We start from the raw sequence: 17,385 nt of genomic DNA on the forward strand, positions 1-17,385 counted from the left end.
GGCCGATGCGGATCGGTCTGCTCACCCAGTGGTTCGACCCGGAGCCGGGCGCCGCCGCGCTCCCCGGGATGCTCGCCCGGGCCCTCGCCCGCCGAGGGCACGAGGTCCAGGTCCTCACCGGCTTCCCCAACTACCCGACCGGCGAGTTGGCGCCCGGCTACCGGGTGACCCGCCGCCTCGACGAGGTCGACGGCACGACCCGGATCCGCCGGGTGGCCCTCTATCCCAGCCATGACCGCTCCGCGCTGCGACGGATGGCGAACTACGGCTCCTTCGCCGCCTCCGCGCTGCTCTCCGGCACACCGGCGCTGCGCGGCCTGGACGCCCTCTGGGTCGGCAACTCACCGATCAGCGTCGCCCTGCCGATGTGGTTCACCCGGTACGTGCAGCGGGTGCCGGTGCTCCTGCACGTCCTGGACCTGTGGCCCGACAGCGCGGTGGCCAGCGGCTTCATCGGCACCGACCGGGTCTCGCGGATGATCGAGCGGGGCATGGCCAGTTGGTGCGGTGGGATGTACCGCAGCGCCGGCCGGGTCGCGTACGTCTCGCCCGGCGCCGCCGACCTGCTCGCCAGCCGAGGCGTGCCCCGGGAGAAGCTCGTCCACATTCCGGTCTGGGCCGACGAGACACCGCGTACCGGCGTCGTGGACCTACGCGCCGAACTCGGGCTCCGTGAGGACCAGGTGGTGCTGGTGTACGCCGGCACGCTCGGCGAGGCGCAGGGGCTCGACTCGCTCATCGACGCCTGCGTCCGGATCCGCGACCCGCGGCTGGTCTGCCTGATCGCCGGCTCCGGCACCACGGAGGAGCGGCTACGCCGCCGGGCCGAGGAGGCGAACGCGACACACGTGCGTTTCCTCGGGCGGGTGCCCCGGGAGCGGATGCCCGCCCTCATGGCCACCGGCGACGCGCACTACGTGAGCCTGCGACCGGGCGGCATGTCCGCGTACACGATGCCGAGCAAGGTGCAGGCCACCCTCGCCGCCGGTCGGGCCCTGCTGGTCGCCGCGGAGGGGGACGCCGCCGCTGTGGCGCGGGACAGCGGTGCGGGTATCACCGCCCGCCCGGGTGACCCCGACTCCATCGCCGACGCCCTGCGGGAACTCTGCGACCTGGGCCGGGAAAAGCTAGAGCTGCTCGGCCAGGCCGGACAGGCGCACTACAACCGGGTCTTCTCCGTCGCCGCCGGTGCCGAACGGGTCGAGCGGGCGCTGTGCGAGGCGGTGGAGAGCCACCGGCGGCGCTGACCCCGGTGCAGCACGGTCCAGAGCGTGGGCAGCTCGTCCAGACTGGTGGCGCGTAGCCAGCGCCCGAGCGGGGTGGGTCGATCGCGATCTTCGACCAGGCCGAGGCTCACGTTGCGAACTCGGCCTCGTGCAGTTCCTGGCCTCGACGGGGCGAGCTGTAGAGTCGCGACGGCCGGTCGGCGAGGGAAGAACGGCCGGACCTGCGAGGGGATGGCGCGTGCTGCACCTGAGGGTGATCGCCCCGGACAGCAGGTCGACGGAGGTCGTCGACCTGCTGTCCGCAGAGGCGGGGGTGACTCACCTTGCCGTGCTGCCTGGTGCCGCCCGGCAACCGCAGGGTGATCTCATCCTCTGCGACGTGGTGCGGGAGAGCGCCGACCGCGTGCTGCGGGGGTTGCGGCGGATCGGCGTGGACACCAGCGGCGGCATCGCGGCCGAGGACATCGAACTGACCATCTCCGCGTCGGCCGACCGGGCGGCGGACCGGGCACCGGGCAGTGGCGCGGACGCGGTGGTCTGGGACGAGATCGCCGCGAAGACCGGCGAGCAGACGGAACTGTCCGGCACGTACCTCGTGCTGATCGTGGTGGCCACCATGATCGCCGGCATCGGGGTGCTGCTGGACCAGCCGATTCTCATCGTCGGGGCGATGGTCGTCGGTCCGGAGTTCGGCCCCCTCGCCGCGCTGTGCGTAGCGTTGCTGCGCCGCCGGCTCGGGGTGATCGGCCGCTCGGTGCAGGCTCTCGTGGTCGGCTTCCTGGCGGCCATGGTGGCGACCGTGCTGAGCACCTGGGCGCTGACCGCAGCCGGCCTGGTCAGTCGGGAGATGCTGCTCGCCGAACGGCCACTCACCGACTTCATCTGGCGGCCGGACGCGCTGTCCTGGGTGGTCGGTCTACTCGCCGACGTGGCCGGGATGCTCTCGCTGACGTCGAAGAAGTCCGGCAGCCTGGTCGGGGTGCTGATCTCGGTGACCACGGTCCCGGCCGCGGCGAACGTGGCGGTGGCCGCCGCCTACGGAGTGTGGGACGAAGCGGGCGGCTCGGCCCTCCAACTGGTGATCAACCTGTGTGCGATCGTCCTGGCCGGACTGCTCACCCTCGTGGTGCAGCAGGTCTGGTGGTGGGGTGTGGCTCGCCGGTCCCGTCGTCCAGCAACCGGGTGAGCAGCGTCCGCAACGGGATCGACTCACCGTCGCGGCCACCGGCCCCGACCACCAACGGCGCCGGACTCGGCTCCGGGTCAGCGCCGAACAGCCGGGCCCGCAGACCGCCCGGCACGGTCAGCAGGTGGAACCGACCGGCCACGTCCACCGCCCGGGTCTCGGCCCGGTCGACGTACCAGCCGGTCAGCCTGGTCCGGTAGCGCCCGCGCCCGTCGTAACCCCGGGCGGCCAGCCGGGTGGGGCGCAGCCCCCGCCGGGTCGCCTCGGCCACGAACCAGGCCACCAGCTTCGCTGCCTCGGCCTGCTCGGCGGCCCGCCGCCGCGCGTCCGCGTCGGCGTGCGCCCGCACCGCCTGCTGCTGCTTCTCCCGCCACGTCCGGCCGTCCGGCTCAGTCACGACGCCGACGGTACGCGACGCGGCTCAGTCGAGTACGGCCCGCAGGGTGCGTCGGGCGATCGCAGCCATCACCAGGTTGGTATCGACGTGGTACGGCAGCGCGTTTATCGCTCGCTGTAGCGCCCATCCGCGCCCGCGCTCCCACGTCGCATCGTCCACGCCGAGCGCCCGCCGGTACGTCTCCCGCGACCCGGCGTCGAACAGGTTCCATGCCGGCATCAGGCCCACCGCCGGGTCGCCCACGTCGACAGCGCCCAGATCGATGACCGCGGCCAGCCGGCCGTCGCGCACCAGCAGGTTCCCCGGCATCAGGTCGGCGTGGATCCACAGTCGGCCACCTGAAACCGGGGGATGGCCCGGCAGCGGTCCCACACCCCGGCGAGGCGAGCGGTGTCGGTGAGCTGGACGCTGCTGGCCAGGGCCGACCGCAGACCGTCGTCCTGATCGCCCAGCGGGCCGCCCCGGACCAGACCCGGCCGCCGAGGTCGATGGCGTGCAGGGCGGTGACGACGCCGGCCAGGTCCCGGGCCGAACGCGTTCAGGTCGCCGAAGCGGCCGGGGTGGATCGGCCGCGAGATCATCACCCCGACCGCGCAGCCACGCGAGCGCATTACCCGCCAGCCCCGCACCCCGGTGCCCGGTGCCCGCACCCCGGTGCCCGCGCCGATCTTGCAGCTTCAGTCGTCGAGATAGGCCGAATGCGGGCTTATGTCGGGACAGTAAGTGCAAGATCGACGGAGGAGGGCAGCTCGGCTTCGTCGATCATGGAGTTGTGGTGCCTGGCTTAGCGCTATGCGGGCGATTTGTCACCCACCACAACTCCATGATCGACGGGGCAGCGCGGGGGTCAGGCCAGGCCGGCGCGGCGCAGGGCTTCGGCCATCGCGTCGTTGGCCGGCGCCGGCGCGCCCTGCCGCTGCCCGCCGCGACCACCCTGCCCGCCGCCGCGACCGCCTTGGCCACCACGACTGTCCTGCCCACCACGACTGTCCTGCCCACCGCGACTGTCCTGTCCGCCGCGACCGGCCTGGCTTTCGCGACCGGCCTGGCCGCTGCCTCGGCCACCCTGCGGCGCGCGCTGCGCCGGGCCGCCACGGCCCTCCTGGCTCGCCCGACCACCGCCGCCACCACCGGCGGCGGCGGGTTCGTCGTCCAGGCGCAGGGTCAGCGAGATCCGCTTGCGGGGTACGTCCACGTCGAGCACCCGGACCTTGACCACGTCGCCGGACTTCACCACCTCGCGGGGGTCCTTCACGAAGGTCCGGGACATCGCCGAGACGTGCACCAGACCGTCCTGGTGAACTCCGACGTCGACGAACGCGCCGAACGCGGCCACGTTGGTGACCACGCCCTCCAGCACCATCCCCGTCGTCAGGTCGCTGATCTTCTCCACCCCCTCGACGAAGGTGGCGGTGCGGAACTCCGGGCGGGGATCCCGGCCCGGCTTCTCCAACTCGGCGAGGATGTCGGTGACGGTGGGGAGGCCGAACCGGTCGTCGACGAAGTCGGTGGCCCGCAGCCCGCGCAGGATGCCGCTCTTGCCGATCACCGAGCGCAGGTCCTGCCCCGTGGTGGAGAGGATGCGGCGCACCACCGGGTACGCCTCGGGGTGCACGCTGGAGGAGTCCAACGGGTCGTCGCCACCGGGGATGCGCAGGAAGCCGGCGCACTGTTCGAACGCCTTCGGCCCGAGCCGCGCCACCTTCTTCAACTCGGTACGCGTACGGAACGGCCCGTTGGCGTCCCGGTGCAGCACGATGTTCTCGGCCAGGCCGGCGCCGATCCCGGAGACCCGGGTCAGCAGCGGCGCGGAGGCGGTGTTGACGTCCACCCCGACCGCATTCACGCAGTCCTCCACGACCGCGTCCAGCGACCGGGACAGCTTCACCTCGGACAGGTCGTGCTGGTACTGGCCGACGCCGATCGAGCGCGGGTCGATCTTGACCAGCTCCGCGAGGGGGTCCTGGAGGCGGCGGGCGATGGAGACCGCTCCGCGCAGCGACACGTCCATCCCGGGCAGCTCCTGGGAGGCGTACGCGGAGGCGGAGTAGACCGACGCGCCGGCCTCGGAGACCATCACCTTGGTCAGGCCGAGCTGCGGGTGCCGGGCGATCAGATCACCGGCGAGCTTGTCGGTCTCGCGGGAGGCCGTGCCGTTGCCGATCGCAATCAGCTCCACCCCGTGCGCCCCGGCCAGCCGGGCGAGGGTCTCCACCGACGCGTCCCACTGCCGGCGCGGCTCGTGCGGATAGATCGTGTCGGTGGCGACCACCTTGCCGGTGGCATCCACAACGGCCACCTTCACGCCGGTCCGCAGGCCCGGGTCCAGGCCCATCGTGGGGCGGGTGCCGGCCGGCGCGGCGAGCAGCAGGTCCCGCAGGTTGGTGGCGAAGACCCGGACGGCCTCCTCCTCGGCCGCCTGCCACAGCCGCATCCGCAGGTCCGCGCCGAGGTGGATGAGGATCCGGGTACGCCACGCCCAGCGGACCGTGTCGGTCAGCCAACGGTCGGCCGGGCGGCCCGCGTCGGACACCCCGAACCGGCCGGCGATGGCCGCCTCGTACCGGGTCGGGCCGGTCGGTACGGCGTCCGCCTCGCCCGCCTCCTCCGACTCCATGGTCAGGTCGAGCACGCCCTCCTTCTCGCCCCGGAACATCGCCAGGATCCGGTGCGAGGGCAGCTTCGGGTACGGCTCGGAGAAGTCGAAGTAGTCGGCGAACTTCGCGCCGGCCGTCTCCTGACCCTCGCGTACCCGGGAAACCAGCCGGCCCCGCGACCACATCTGCTCGCGCAGCGTGCCGATCAGGTCGGCGTCCTCCGCGAAGGTCTCGATGAGAATGGCCCGGGCGCCCTCCAGCGCGGCGGCGGCGTCGGCGACGCCCTTGTCCTCGTCGACGAACCCGGCGGCGGTGGCCTTCGGGTCCTGACCCGGGTCGGCCAGCAGCGTCTCGGCCAACGGGGCCAGCCCGGCCTCGCGGGCGATCTGCGCCCGGGTCCGCCGCTTCGGCTTGTACGGGAGGTAGATGTCCTCCAGTCGGGACTTCGAGTCGGCGGCCATGATCTGCGCTTCCAGGGCCTCGTCGAGCTTGCCCTGGGTGCGGATCGACTCCAGCACCGCGGCCCGCCGCTCGTCCAGCTCGCGCAGGTAGCGCAGCCGCTCCTCCAGGGTGCGCAGCTGGGTGTCGTCGAGCAGGCCGGTGGCCTCCTTGCGGTAGCGGGCGATGAACGGCACTGTGGCGCCGCCGTCGAGCAGCTCCACGGCCGCCCGCACCTGACGCTCGGCCACGCCGAGCTCGTCGGCGATCCGGTGATGAACAGACTGGGTCACGATCTCGATCCGCCTTCGGGATTGGGTACCGGTTGCATTCTGCCGGGCGGCCCCGGTCGCTGTCGCCGCGCCCGGCCCAGGGCGGCAGACCGAACCGCGGCGCCCGGCCGGGGTGACCAGCGGCGGTCCCGTCGGGCCTGCGCTAGCGTTGCGATCATGGAATCTGCTGCGGAGCCGCGCGCCCGGCGGCTCTTCGGCGGCAGCGCCCGGGCCCTCGGCGACCTCACGGCCAACCCGTTCCGTGCCGACCGGGACCGGATCGTCGGCTCGCCGTTCTTCGCCCGCCTCGGTGGTGTCACCCAGGTGATCAGCCCGGTCGGCTCCGGGCTGCTGGTGCACAACCGGCTCACCCACAGCCTCAAGGTCGCCCAGGTGGCCCGGGCGATCGCCGAGCGGTTGGGAGCCGACGAGCGCTGGCGTGACCTGCTGGACAAGCTCGGCGGCTGCGACCCCGACGTGGTGGAGGCGGCGGCGCTCGCCCACGACCTCGGCCACCCGCCGTTCGGGCACCTGGGGGAGCGGGTGCTGGACCGGCTGGCCCGCCAGCGTCTCAGCCTCTCCGACGGTTTCGAGGGCAACGCGCAGTCGTACCGCATCGTCACCAGCACCGAGATCCGGGGCGCGGCCACCACCGGGTTGGACCTGACCGCGGCGGTCCGCGCGGCGATGCTGAAGTACCCGTGGACCCGCCTGGACCACCCGGACCCGCACCCGCGCACCATGGACCCGCCGCCGCGCGGCGCCACCCCGCCGCCGGACGACCCGGAGAGCGGGTCGTCGAAGTTCGGCGCGTACCGGACCGAGCTGGACGACCTGCGGCAGGCCCGGGCACCGTTCGCCGACCGCATCCCGGACTGGCAGCAGACCGTGGAGGCGTCCGTGATGGACACCGCCGACGACATCGCGTACGCCATCCACGACGTGGAGGACTTCTACCGGGTCGGGGTGCTTCAGCAGGGTTCGGTCTCCGCGGAGTTGATGGCCTGGCAGCGCGAGAGCGGGCAGCTGCGGGCGATCACCGACGCGGCACTGGCCACGGCTGCCCGGCGACCCGGGGCGGCGATCGAGCGGCTACGCCGACAGCTGCACCGCAAGGACGCCTGGATCGCCGACGACGACGCGTTCGCCGCCGCCGTCGAGCACGTCCGCGAGGAGTTGGTGGACGGGCTGCTCGCGATGCCGTTCGACGGCTCGATCGAGGCCGAGCAGTACGTGGCCCGGTTCTCCGCCCGCTGGTCCACCCGCTTCGTCGAGGCGATCACGGTCACCGAACAGCCGTCGGTGCGCTCCGGCCACGTGCTGCTGGGCTGCGCCCAGTGGCACGAGGTGCAGGTGCTCAAGTTCGTCCACCACCGGTTCGTGCTGGCCCGCCCGGACCTCGCCCTGCACCAGCGCGGCCAGGCCCGGCTGCTGGGCACCCTGGTCGAGGCGCTCTGGGAGTGGCTGCTCGACCCGGAGGAGGAGTCCCGGCTGCCCCGCCGGTTGCACGACCTGGTCGAGCTGGCCGAGGCGGAGCTGCACCCGCGTACCCCGGACCGGATCGGTCGCGCCCGGGGCCGGGCCATCGTCGATTTCGTCGCGCAGCTCACCGACGGTCAGGCGGTGGCCATGCTCGACGCGCTCTCCGGCCGGTCCGGCGCGCTCTGGACCGACGCGTTCGTGCTCTGACCCGACGGCCGCCTCAGGCGACGGCCTGCCACCACCCGTCGACGGCGGGCGGCTCGTCGACGACGACCCGCTCGCCGGGGCGGGGCACGGCGAGGCGGACGTCGCGGGCCTTCGCCTCGGCCCACAGTCGGTCGACCGGCTCGGACCAGTCGTGCAGGGCCAGGTTGAACGTCGCCCAGTGCACCGGCACGAACAGCCCGCCGCGCAGGTCGAGGTGGGCGCTGACCGCCTCCTCCGGGAACATGTGGATCGTCGGCCAGGCCCGGTCGTACGCGCCGATCTGCATCAGCGTCACGTCGAACGGCCCGTGCTCGGCGCCGATCTCGGCGTACCCGTCGAAGTAACCGGAGTCGCCGGTGTAGAAGACCTTGCGGCGCGCCCCGGCCACCACCCACGAACTCCAGAGCGTGCCGTCGCGGCGCAGCCCGCGTCCGGAGAAGTGCTGGGCGGCGGTGGCGGTGATCTCCAGGCCGGCCACCCGGTGCGACTCGGACCAGTCCAGCTCGATGATCCGTTCGGCGGGCACGCCCCAGCGGTCCAGGTGCGCGCCCACTCCGAGCGGCACCAGGAACGGCGCGGACTGTCCGGCGAGCAGCGCCCGCACGGTGGCCATGTCGAGGTGGTCGTAGTGGTCGTGCGAGATCAGGATGGCGTCCAGCGGGGGCAGTTCGTCGATGCCCACCGGCGGCTCGTGCAGCCGGCGTGGGCCGACCAGACCCGAGGGAGAGCACCGCTCGCTCCAGACCGGGTCGAGCAGCACCCGCCGGCCCTCGATCTCGATCAGCGTCGAGGCGTGGCCGTACCAGACGATGTTGAGCTCGTCGGCGGCCTCCGGCCCGTCGGCGCTGGGGCGCAGCAGCGGGACGGCCGCGGTCGGACGCCGCTTCTGCTTGCCGAAGATCAGCTCGCGGACCAGGTTGCGCCCCGGCTCGGCGACCATCGTGCGGGTGCCGGCCCGGTTGTGGAAGGTCCCCTCGCGGAACTGCGGCGAGCGGGCCGCCCGTTCGGCCCGTGCCCCGCTGAGCCGGCCACCCAGGGCCGCCGGCACATCCCGGGCGACCCAGGCCAGGCCGGCCAGCGCGGCCAGGCCGGCGACGCCCCGCATCCGCCGCCCGAGCGACCGTTCGACGTCCATGTTCTGCGCTCGTGCCATTGCCGTCCCTCCGACGTGTCCGCCTTACACGGTAGTCACCCGGACCGACCCGTGCCTCGGTGGTCGCCACGCCGGGTCGGCCGCCGGCAGCGGCGACCGACCCGGGACAAGTTCCTAGCCGCCGTTGCTGGGGCGCCGGGCGGTGATCCGGAACGTCTTGCCCACGCCCGCGATCCGGTCCACCGCCGCCAGGAACTTCGGGCCCATGGCGGCACGGGCCTGCACCGCCGGGTGGGTCGCGCCGAAGTCCTCCGGGTTGGCCTGCCCGTCGGCGAAGAGGGCGTAGGTGAGCACCGCCGCGCCGGAGCGGTCGAAGATCACACCGGCCTCGTGCCGGGCGTCGGCGTACCAGCCGGCCTTGGTGGCGATCCGGGCCCGCTCGTCGGAGGACATGGTGCGCCGGATGCCGTCGGTGAACGCCACCGGGGAACGCAGGAGGCCCAACAGGTACGTCGTGGAGGCGGGGGAGAGCAGCGTGCCGGCGACCAGGGCGCGCAGCAGGTCGTGCGTCTCCCGGGGGGTGCTGGTGCCGAGGAAGAACCGGTTCGGGTTGGCCACCGGCTGGACCTGGGTGTTCGGGAAGCCCTTGGCGACCAGGATGGAGTTGATCTCGGCGGCCGGGGCGACCAGCCCGTACAGCCGCACCGCCGTGTCGTCCGAGACGGTCAGCAGGTTGGCCAGCACGTGCCCGATGGTGACCAGGCTCGGGTACGCGCCGTCCAGGCTGAAGATGCCGTCGCCGCCCGGCACGACGATCGCCGCACTCACCTCGACCTGCTGGTCCAGGGTGAGCAGCCCTCGGTCGACCTTGTCGAGCACCGCCGTGGCGACGGCGATCTTGTTGACGCTGTACGCCTCGATCCGGCGGTCCGCGTCAGCCTCGACCGCTACCACCGGCGCACCGGCCGGGTCGGCGACGCTGACGTACGCCTGCCAGTTGCCGCCGGCCTCGGCGCTGTGCTTGGCGAAGACGGAAGCGACCCGACGGGCGGCCCGAGCAGGGGTGGTCGGCGACGCCTCGGTGGACTCGGCTGCGCTCGCCGGGGCGGCGGCGCCCAGCACGGTGCCGGCGGTGGCCACAGTGCCCAGTCCGAGTGCCGTTCTGCGGTTCAGTCGCATGGTCAATCGTCTCCCCGATCGTGGTGTGCCTGAGCGCTTGCTGGCCCACCACCCTAGGCGAGTTGATCGACGCACGATGCCCCCGAATATGTCCCGAACAGTCCCGAACAGGTCAGCCGAACCGTCGGCGCAGTGCGGCGCCCACCGCACCAACCGGTCCGAACACGATTTTCCGCAGGTCAGGCAGGTGGCCGCCGCGGACCGCCTCGCCGGAGGGGTTCGGGGCGAAGACCGAGCCGTCATGTGCGGCGACTGACCGTCCACTCAGGCCGGCAGCCCGCATCAGCGGCCCGACGAGGACGTCGTAGACCCCCGGCAGGACTGTGAAGCCGGCCCGCAGCACCACATTGAGCCGGCCCACCGAGACCTCCCGGCGGGGTCGGTCCACACAGTGCACGATGGCCCGCGCCACCCGCTGCGGGCTGGTGATCGGCGGCGGAGGCCGCCCGATCCGGCCCAGGTAGTTGGCCGCCTGCTGGTACACCGGAGTGTCCACACTGCCCGGGTTGACCAGACACACCCGGATCTCCGGGCTGTCCCGCAACTCCTGCTGAACCGTCCGAACCAGACCCTGCAACCCCCACTTGCTCGTCACGTACGCGCTCATGTACGGCGCGGTGATGTGCCCGAGCAGAGAACCGGTGAGAATCACCGTGCCAGCCCCAGCGGCCCGGAAGTGCCGCAGCGCCACCCGCACCGAACCGGCCGCGCCGAGCAGGTCGGTCCGTACCACCTGGTCGAAGACCCGTTGCGGCAACTCGTCGAAGCGACCGTAGGCCATCACCGCCGCCGTGTGCACCCACACGTCGACACGGCCGAAGCGGTCGATCGCGGCCTCCGCGAGCGCGTCCAGCGCGTCCGGCTCGGTCAGGTCGGTCGGCACGGGCAGCACGTCGACGTCGGCGCACTCGGCGCGTACCTCGGCCAGGGTCGTGGCGGCGCGGGCGGCGAGGACCAGGCGGTCGCCGCGCTCGGCGAACGCCCGGGCCGTCGCCCGGCCTATGCCGCTGGTCGCGCCAACGATCACGACCACCCGGCTCACGGCACTCTCGCACTCATGGTGCGAGCACGACCTTGATGCAGCCGTCTTCCTTCTTCTGGAACATCTCGTACGCCTGGGGCGCCCGGGCCAGCGGCATCCGGTGGGTGCGCAGATCCTCCACGCCCAACGGGTCGTCGTCGCCGGAGAGCAACGGCAGGATCTCGTCGGTCCACCGGCGCACGTGACACTGCCCCATCCGCAACTGGATGCCCCGATCGAACATCTCCATCAACGGCATCGGGTCCGCCTCGCCGCCGTACACCCCGGAAACCGATACGGTGCCGCCACGGCGAACCCCCTTGACCGCGGCGTGCAGGACGGACAACCGGTCCATGCCGACCCGGTCGGTCATCGCCTGCGCCAGCTTGTCCGGAAGTACGCCGACCGCGGCGTGGGCAAGCTTCCCCACCGGCGACCCGTGCGCCTCCATCCCCACCGCGTCGATCACCGCGTCCGGGCCCCGGCCGTCGACCAGGTCGATCAACGCGCCCGGCACGTCGGACAGTTGGCTCACGTCGATCACCTCGATGCCGTGCCGGCGGGCCAGCTCCAGCCGCTCCGGCACGAGGTCCAGCCCGATCACCCGGCCCGCGCCGAGGTGACGGCCGATCCGCGCGCAGAACTGCCCGACCGGACCCAGACCGAAGACGGCCAGGGTGCCGCCCGGCGGGGTGTCGGCGTACTTCACCGCCTGCCAGGCGGTGGGCAGGATGTCGGACAGGTAGAGGTAGCGCTCGTCGGCGCCGGTCTCCGGGATCTTGATCGGCCCGAAGTGGGCCTGCGGGACACGCAGGTACTCGGCCTGCCCGCCCGGCACCGAACCGTAGAGCGAGGTGTAGCCGAACAGGGACGCGCCCTTGCCCTCGCTGGTGACCTGGGTGGTCTCGCACTGCGCGTAGAGCTGGCGCGAGCACATCCAGCAACTGCCGCAGGCGATGTTGAACGGCACCACCACCCGGTCGCCCGGCTTGAGCCCGGTCACCTCCGACCCGACCTCCTCGACGATGCCCATCGGCTCGTGGCCCAGGACGTCGCCCGGCTTCAGGTACGGCCCGAGCACCTCGTACAGGTGCAGGTCGGAACCGCAGATCGCGGTGGAGGTGATTTTCACGATCGCGTCGGTTGGTTCCTCGATCCGGGGGTCCGGGACTTCCTCGACCCGTACGTCCCGCTTGCCCTGCCAGGTGAGCGCCTTCATGTCCTCATCCCCTTCACGCTGCCGTCTCGAAGGACTGCTACCCGGGCTCGAGCACTTGAACCTGGCCGCCCGTCCCTGGCCTGTGGTCGTGGTTCCTGCGTCCTCCCTCCCGGGTCTGTCGGTGGCGGGTCTGTCGGTGGCCGGGGTTGTCGCTGGTTGCGCTGGGGCTGGGGGCGACCGTCCCCGGCTTCGGGCGGTCGGGCTTGATCCCTACACCGGGGACGGTCGCCCCCAGCCCTCGTGGATTTTGTCCGCCGGCGCGTTGCCGGCGGAGCAGCTCAGCCCTGGTGCGTTCGCAGGGCGGGCACGCATCTTGTCGTGCCGGCACGGGGGCCGCGCGGCCTTGATCCACTCGAGTTCCTTGAAGTCGCGGTATCCCAGGCCCGGCAACAGGCCGACTTCCTGAAACCCGAGTGGATCATCGCGATGCGCGACGGGTGGGGGCTGTGCGCGACGAAGCAGACGGCGGCGCGACGGGTGGTGCCAGCCCCAGCCCCACCGCAACCGAAGCCCGAAGCCCGGAGCCGGAGCCGGAGGCCGAGCCCAAAGCCCGCAGCCGCGAGAAAGCAAGACCGCCGTACCCCGAGGAAAGCGGGGTACGGCGGTCTGGTGTCGTGCGGCGGGCCTCAGGAGCCGGGGGTGTTGTTCGCCCCCTTGGCGGTGGCCGCGAGGTAGTCGCGGTTGAGCCGGCCGATGGTGTTCAGCGGGATGCCCTTCGGGCAGGCCGGGGTGCACTCGCCGGCGTTGGTGCAGCCGCCGAAGCCGGCCTCGTCGTGCGCGTCGACCATGCCGATCACCCGGGTGTAGCGCTCGGGCTGGCCCTGCGGCAGCAGGGAGAGCTGGGTGAGCTTGGCGGCGGTGAAGAGCATGCCGGAGCCGTTCGGGCAGGCTGCCACGCAGGCGCCGCAGCCGATGCAGGCGGCCGACTCGAAGGCGGCGTCGGCGTTGGCCTTGGCGACCGGGGTGGAGTGGGCCTCGGGCGCGCTGCCGGTCGGCGCGGTGACGTAGCCACCAGCCGCGATGATCGTGTCGAAGGCGCTCCGGTTGACGACCAGGTCCTTGACCACCGGGAAGGCGCTGGCCCGCCACGGCTCGATGTCGATCGTCTCGCCGTCCTTGAACTGCCGCATGTGCAGCTGGCACGCGGTGGTGCCGCGCTGCGGCCCGTGCGCGTCGCCGTTGATCATCAGGCCGCACATGCCGCAGATGCCCTCGCGGCAGTCGTGGTCGAACGCCACCGGGTCGTCGCCCGAGAGGATCAGCCGCTCGTTCAGCACGTCGAGCATCTCCAGGAACGACATGTCCGGGGACACGTCGTCGACCGGGTAGGTCACCATCCGACCCTTGTCCTCAGGGCCCTTCTGGCGCCAGATGCGCAGGGTCAGGTTCACTTGTAGCTCCGCTGCGTGGGGTGGACGTATTCGAACTTCAGGTCTTCCTTGTGCAGCACCGAGGGCTCGCCGTCGGCGGTGAACTCCCAGGCCGCCACGTACGCGAACCGGTCGTCGTCGCGCTGCGCCTCACCGTCGGGGGTCTGGTGCTCGGCCCGGAAGTGGCCGCCGCAGGACTCCTCGCGGTGCAGGGCGTCGATGCACATCAGCTCGGCCAGCTCGAAGAAGTCGGCCACCCGGCCGGCCTTCTCCAGCGACTGGTTGAGTTCCTCGCCGGTGCCGGACACCTTGACCCGCTGCCAGAACTGCTCGCGCAGGGCACGGATCTCGTCGATCGCCTTGCGCAGCCCGGCCTCGCTGCGCTCCATGCCGCAGTGTTCCCACATGATCTGGCCCAGCTCCCGGTGGAACGAGTCCACGGTCCGGTCGCCGTCGACAGCGAGCAGCCGCCGGATGCGGTCCTCGACGTCGGTGCGCGCCTCGATCGCCGCCGGGTGGGTGGCGTCGACAGTGTCCAGCCCGCCGGAGGCCAGGTAGTTGGCGATGGTGGTGGGCAGCACGAAGTAGCCGTCGGCGAGGCCCTGCATCAGGGCCGAGGCGCCGAGCCGGTTCGCGCCGTGGTCGGAGAAGTTCGCCTCGCCGATCACGAACAGGCCGGGGATGTTCGACTGGAGGTCGTAGTCGACCCACAGGCCGCCCATCGTGTAGTGCACGGCGGGGTAGATGCGCATCGGCACCTCGTACGGGTCCTCGCCGGTGATCCGCTCGTACATCTCGAGGAGGTTGCCGTACTTGGCCTCGATGGCCTTGCGGCCCAGCCGGCCGATCGCGTCGGCGAAGTCGAGGTAGACGCCGAGCTTGGTCGGCCCGACGCCCCGCCCCTCGTCGCACACGTTCTTCGCGGCACGGGAGGCGATGTCGCGGGGGACCAGGTTGCCGAAGGAGGGGTAGATCCGCTCCAGGTAGTAGTCCCGCTCGTCCTCCGGAATGTCCTTCGGGCTGCGGTCGTCGCCCTTGGTCTTCGGCACCCAGACCCGGCCGTCGTTGCGCAGCGACTCGCTCATCAGGGTCAGCTTCGACTGGTGGTCGCCGGAGACCGGGATGCAGGTCGGGTGGATCTGCGTGTAGCACGGGTTGGCGAAGTACGCGCCCTTGCGGTGCGCGCGCCAGGTGGCGGTGACGTTGCAGCCCTTGGCGTTCGTGGAGAGGTAGAAGACGTTGCCGTAGCCGCCGGAGCCGAGCACCACGGCGTCGGCCATCTCGGTGCTGATCTCGCCGGTGACCATGTCCCGGACGACGATGCCGCGGGCCTTGCCGTCGACGAGGACCAGCTCCAGCATCTCGTGCCGGGTGTTCATCTCCACGTTGCCCAGGCCGATCTGCCGCTCGAGCGCCTGGTAGGCGCCGAGCAGCAGCTGCTGGCCTGTCTGGCCCCGGGCGTAGAAGGTGCGCTGCACCTGGGCGCCACCGAAGGAGCGGGTGTCCAGCAGGCCGCCGTACTCGCGGGCGAACGGCACTCCCTGGGCGACGCACTGGTCGATGATGTTGACCGACACCTCGGCGAGCCGGTGCACGTTCGACTCCCGGGAGCGGAAGTCGCCGCCCTTGACGGTGTCGTAGAAGAGCCGGTGCACGGAGTCGCCGTCGTTGCGGTAGTTCTTCGCCGCGTTGATGCCGCCCTGTGCCGCGATGGAGTGCGCCCGGCGTGGGCTGTCCTGGTAGCAGTAGGACTTGACGTGGTAGCCCTGCTCGGCCAGGGTCGCGGCGGCGGAGCCGCCGGCCAGGCCGGTACCGACCACGATCACTGTCATCTTGCGGCGGTTGGCGGGGTTGACCAGCTTGGCCTCGAAGCGCCGGGTCTCCCAACGCTTCTCGACCGGGCCGGCGGGAGCCTTGGTGTCGGCGATCGGGTCGCCCTCGGTGAAGAGTTCCATGTCAGGACACCAATCCGGTGAGTACGGCGAACGGGACCACCAGGTACCCGGCGCAGAGCAGCACGGCGAAGACCAGAGCCGCGGTACGCGCCCTGCGCTCACCGCGTGGCGTCTGCTGGCCGAGGCTGCGGAACGCGCTGAACGCGCCGTGGCGCAGGTGGAAGCCGACCGCGAGGATGGCGAGGGTGTAGAAGAGCGTGACGTACCAGCGCTCGGGCGCGAAGTCGGCGACGACGTTGCCGTACGGCTTGCTCTCGTCGCCGACCGGGTTCAGCGTGCCGGTGGTCAGGTCCAGCAGGTGGTAGATCACGAAGAGCAGGATGATCACTCCACCCCAGCGCATCGTGCGGGCCGCGTAGCTGCCGTTGACCTTCTTGCGGTGGGCGTACTTGACCGGGCGGGCGGCGCGGGCGCGCCGGGCCAGCACGGTGGCGGCCACGATGTGGGCGACGACCGCCACGACCAGCACGGTGCGCAGGATCCACAGGAACCAGACGCCGGGCAGCAGTGGCTTGCCGATGTCGCGCAGCCAGTGCGCGTAGTGGTCGAACGAGGTCTCCCCCGTGAACACCTTCAGGTTGCCGAGCATGTGGGCGATGAGGAACAGCGCCAGCAGGATGCCCGTCACCGCCATGACGGCCTTGAGGCCGACGTTCGAGCGGATGGGCGACCGAGTCTTCGTGATTACCACAGGACCGACGCTAGGAGCACTTCGATCAGTCGTCCAATGCATCAAACTCGCAGTGTTGATAGCCGTAAGCTATGTAGATGCAGCTCCATCAGCTTCGGTACTTCGTCGCGGTGGCCGAAGTACGACATTTCACCCAAGCCGCCGATCTCGTGGGCATCACCCAGCCTTCTCTCAGTAAGCAAATTCACGCTCTGGAGGCCGACCTCGGAGCCCCACTCTTCGAGCGGGTAAGGGGCAACATCGCCCTCACCGCGGCGGGTGAGGTGCTGCTGCCGTTGGCCACTCGGATCCTCGCCGACGTGGAAACCGCGACCCGGGAGGTCCAGGAGCTGGTCGGGCTGCGCCGGGGCCGGGTCCGGCTCGGGGCCACCCCCAGTCTGGCGACCTCGCTCGCCCCGCCGGTGCTGCGCCGGTTCCGCGACGCGCACCCCACCGTCGACCTGCGCGTCGAGGAGGGAGGCTCGCAGGACCTGGTCCGCGACCTGCTCCGCGGCGACCTCGACCTGGCCCTCATCATCATGCCGGCGCAGGGGGCCGATCCGGGGCTGCGGGTCGACCCGATTCTGCGGGAGAGCCTGGTGGTGGCCTCGGTGGGGGAGGTGCCCACCGCGTCGACGACCGGGGAGCTGCGCATCACCGACCTGCGCGACCAGCCGATGGTGATGTTCCGGGAGGGGTACGACCTGCGCGACGCGACCATCCAGGCGTGCCGGGAGGCGGGCTTCGAGCCCACCTTCGCGGTGGACGGCGGCGAGATGGACGCGGTGCTCAGCTTCGTCGAGGCGGGACTCGGCATCGCTCTCGTGCCCGGCATCGTGTTGGCCCGCCGGCCGGGCGTGCGGATCACCCCGCTCGCCCCGCCCGGGGTGCGGCGGACCATCGCGGTGGCCCGTCGGCGCGACGTCGTACCCACCCACGCCGGTCGGGAGCTACGACGCATCCTGCTCGACTACATCCAGTCGGCGATCAACCTCGGCGAACTGCCCCCCGGCGTCGAGCCACTGACCTGACCCGCCGGGGACCGCTGCCGCGAGGAAGCCGGACAGGGCCGC

At 71.8% G+C, this 17,385-nt stretch carries 15 protein-coding genes; 4 read left to right on the forward strand and 11 right to left on the reverse strand.

Annotated features, from left to right (window positions below; genetic code table 11):
* Positions 1-5 precede the first annotated feature (5 nt).
* Positions 6-1,247 (forward strand): glycosyltransferase family 4 protein, encoded by a 1,242-nt coding sequence (locus ACIBEF_RS22720; RefSeq protein WP_396795170.1) that lies wholly within the window; start codon positions 6-8, stop codon positions 1,245-1,247.
* On the opposite strand, the gene ACIBEF_RS22725 is transcribed toward ACIBEF_RS22720, so the two are convergent.
* Entirely contained in the window at positions 1,160-1,357 is a 198-nt protein-coding gene (locus ACIBEF_RS22725) for a sugar transferase (RefSeq protein ID WP_396795171.1), read from the reverse strand. The genes ACIBEF_RS22720 and ACIBEF_RS22725 overlap by 88 nt on opposite strands.
* 107 nt (positions 1,358-1,464) lie before the next feature.
* Between ACIBEF_RS22725 and ACIBEF_RS22730 the strand changes: the two genes are divergently transcribed.
* A complete protein-coding gene (locus ACIBEF_RS22730; protein WP_396795172.1) occupies positions 1,465-2,412 on the forward strand; it encodes a DUF389 domain-containing protein in 948 nt (315 codons plus the stop codon).
* Here ACIBEF_RS22730 and ACIBEF_RS22735 read toward each other — a convergent pair.
* The 3 genes from ACIBEF_RS22735 to ACIBEF_RS22745 form a co-directional block, all read right to left on the reverse strand.
* Positions 2,342-2,809: a hypothetical protein gene (locus ACIBEF_RS22735; RefSeq protein ID WP_396795173.1), complete on the reverse strand. Its 468-nt coding sequence runs from the start codon at positions 2,807-2,809 to the stop codon at positions 2,342-2,344. The two genes, ACIBEF_RS22730 and ACIBEF_RS22735, sit on opposite strands and share 71 nt — an antisense overlap.
* 24 nt (positions 2,810-2,833) lie before the next feature.
* A complete protein-coding gene (locus ACIBEF_RS22740) occupies positions 2,834-3,118 on the reverse strand; it encodes a phosphotransferase (RefSeq protein ID WP_396795174.1) in 285 nt (94 codons plus the stop codon).
* 538 nt (positions 3,119-3,656) lie between these two features.
* Positions 3,657-6,137: a Tex family protein gene (locus tag ACIBEF_RS22745; RefSeq protein WP_396795175.1), complete on the reverse strand. Its 2,481-nt coding sequence runs from the start codon at positions 6,135-6,137 to the stop codon at positions 3,657-3,659.
* A gap of 156 nt (positions 6,138-6,293) precedes the next feature.
* Here ACIBEF_RS22745 and ACIBEF_RS22750 point away from each other — a divergent pair, with 156 nt between their 5' ends.
* Positions 6,294-7,805, forward strand: coding sequence for a deoxyguanosinetriphosphate triphosphohydrolase family protein (locus ACIBEF_RS22750; RefSeq protein WP_396795176.1), 1,512 nt, complete (start codon positions 6,294-6,296; stop codon positions 7,803-7,805).
* 13 nt (positions 7,806-7,818) lie between these two features.
* Here the strand turns inward: ACIBEF_RS22750 and ACIBEF_RS22755 are convergent, their stop codons facing one another.
* From ACIBEF_RS22755 to ACIBEF_RS22785, 7 genes are all read right to left on the reverse strand, one after another.
* The gene (locus ACIBEF_RS22755) at positions 7,819-8,958 is read right to left on the reverse strand and encodes an MBL fold metallo-hydrolase (protein ID WP_396795177.1); all 1,140 of its coding nucleotides are present in this window, start codon (positions 8,956-8,958) and stop codon (positions 7,819-7,821) included.
* Positions 8,959-9,072: 114 nt separating this feature from the next.
* Positions 9,073-10,077, reverse strand: a complete 1,005-nt coding sequence (locus ACIBEF_RS22760; RefSeq protein WP_396795178.1) for a serine hydrolase — start codon at positions 10,075-10,077, stop codon at positions 9,073-9,075.
* Positions 10,078-10,189: 112 nt separating this feature from the next.
* Positions 10,190-11,119 (reverse strand): SDR family NAD(P)-dependent oxidoreductase, encoded by a 930-nt coding sequence (locus ACIBEF_RS22765; protein WP_396795179.1) that lies wholly within the window; start codon positions 11,117-11,119, stop codon positions 10,190-10,192.
* Positions 11,120-11,132: 13 nt separating this feature from the next.
* Positions 11,133-12,317, reverse strand: coding sequence for a zinc-dependent alcohol dehydrogenase (locus ACIBEF_RS22770; protein WP_396795180.1), 1,185 nt, complete (start codon positions 12,315-12,317; stop codon positions 11,133-11,135).
* 626 nt (positions 12,318-12,943) lie between these two features.
* The gene (locus ACIBEF_RS22775) at positions 12,944-13,708 is read right to left on the reverse strand and encodes a succinate dehydrogenase/fumarate reductase iron-sulfur subunit (protein WP_396795181.1); all 765 of its coding nucleotides are present in this window, start codon (positions 13,706-13,708) and stop codon (positions 12,944-12,946) included.
* A complete protein-coding gene (locus ACIBEF_RS22780; protein ID WP_396795182.1) occupies positions 13,705-15,642 on the reverse strand; it encodes a fumarate reductase/succinate dehydrogenase flavoprotein subunit in 1,938 nt (645 codons plus the stop codon). The genes ACIBEF_RS22775 and ACIBEF_RS22780 overlap by 4 nt, the downstream gene beginning before the upstream one ends.
* A 1-nt stretch (position 15,643) precedes the next feature.
* Positions 15,644-16,327 carry a succinate dehydrogenase cytochrome b subunit gene (locus ACIBEF_RS22785; protein WP_357206583.1) on the reverse strand — a complete coding sequence of 228 codons (684 nt, stop codon included), beginning with the start codon at positions 16,325-16,327 and terminating at the stop codon, positions 15,644-15,646.
* 83 nt (positions 16,328-16,410) lie between these two features.
* Here ACIBEF_RS22785 and ACIBEF_RS22790 point away from each other — a divergent pair, with 83 nt between their 5' ends.
* Positions 16,411-17,343, forward strand: a complete 933-nt coding sequence (locus ACIBEF_RS22790) for a LysR family transcriptional regulator (protein ID WP_357228684.1) — start codon at positions 16,411-16,413, stop codon at positions 17,341-17,343.
* Positions 17,344-17,385: the final 42 nt, after the last annotated feature.

The sequence above is a fragment of the Micromonospora sp. NPDC050795 genome (assembly GCF_044456785.1).
In the GTDB taxonomy this organism is placed as follows: domain Bacteria; phylum Actinomycetota; class Actinomycetes; order Mycobacteriales; family Micromonosporaceae; genus Micromonospora.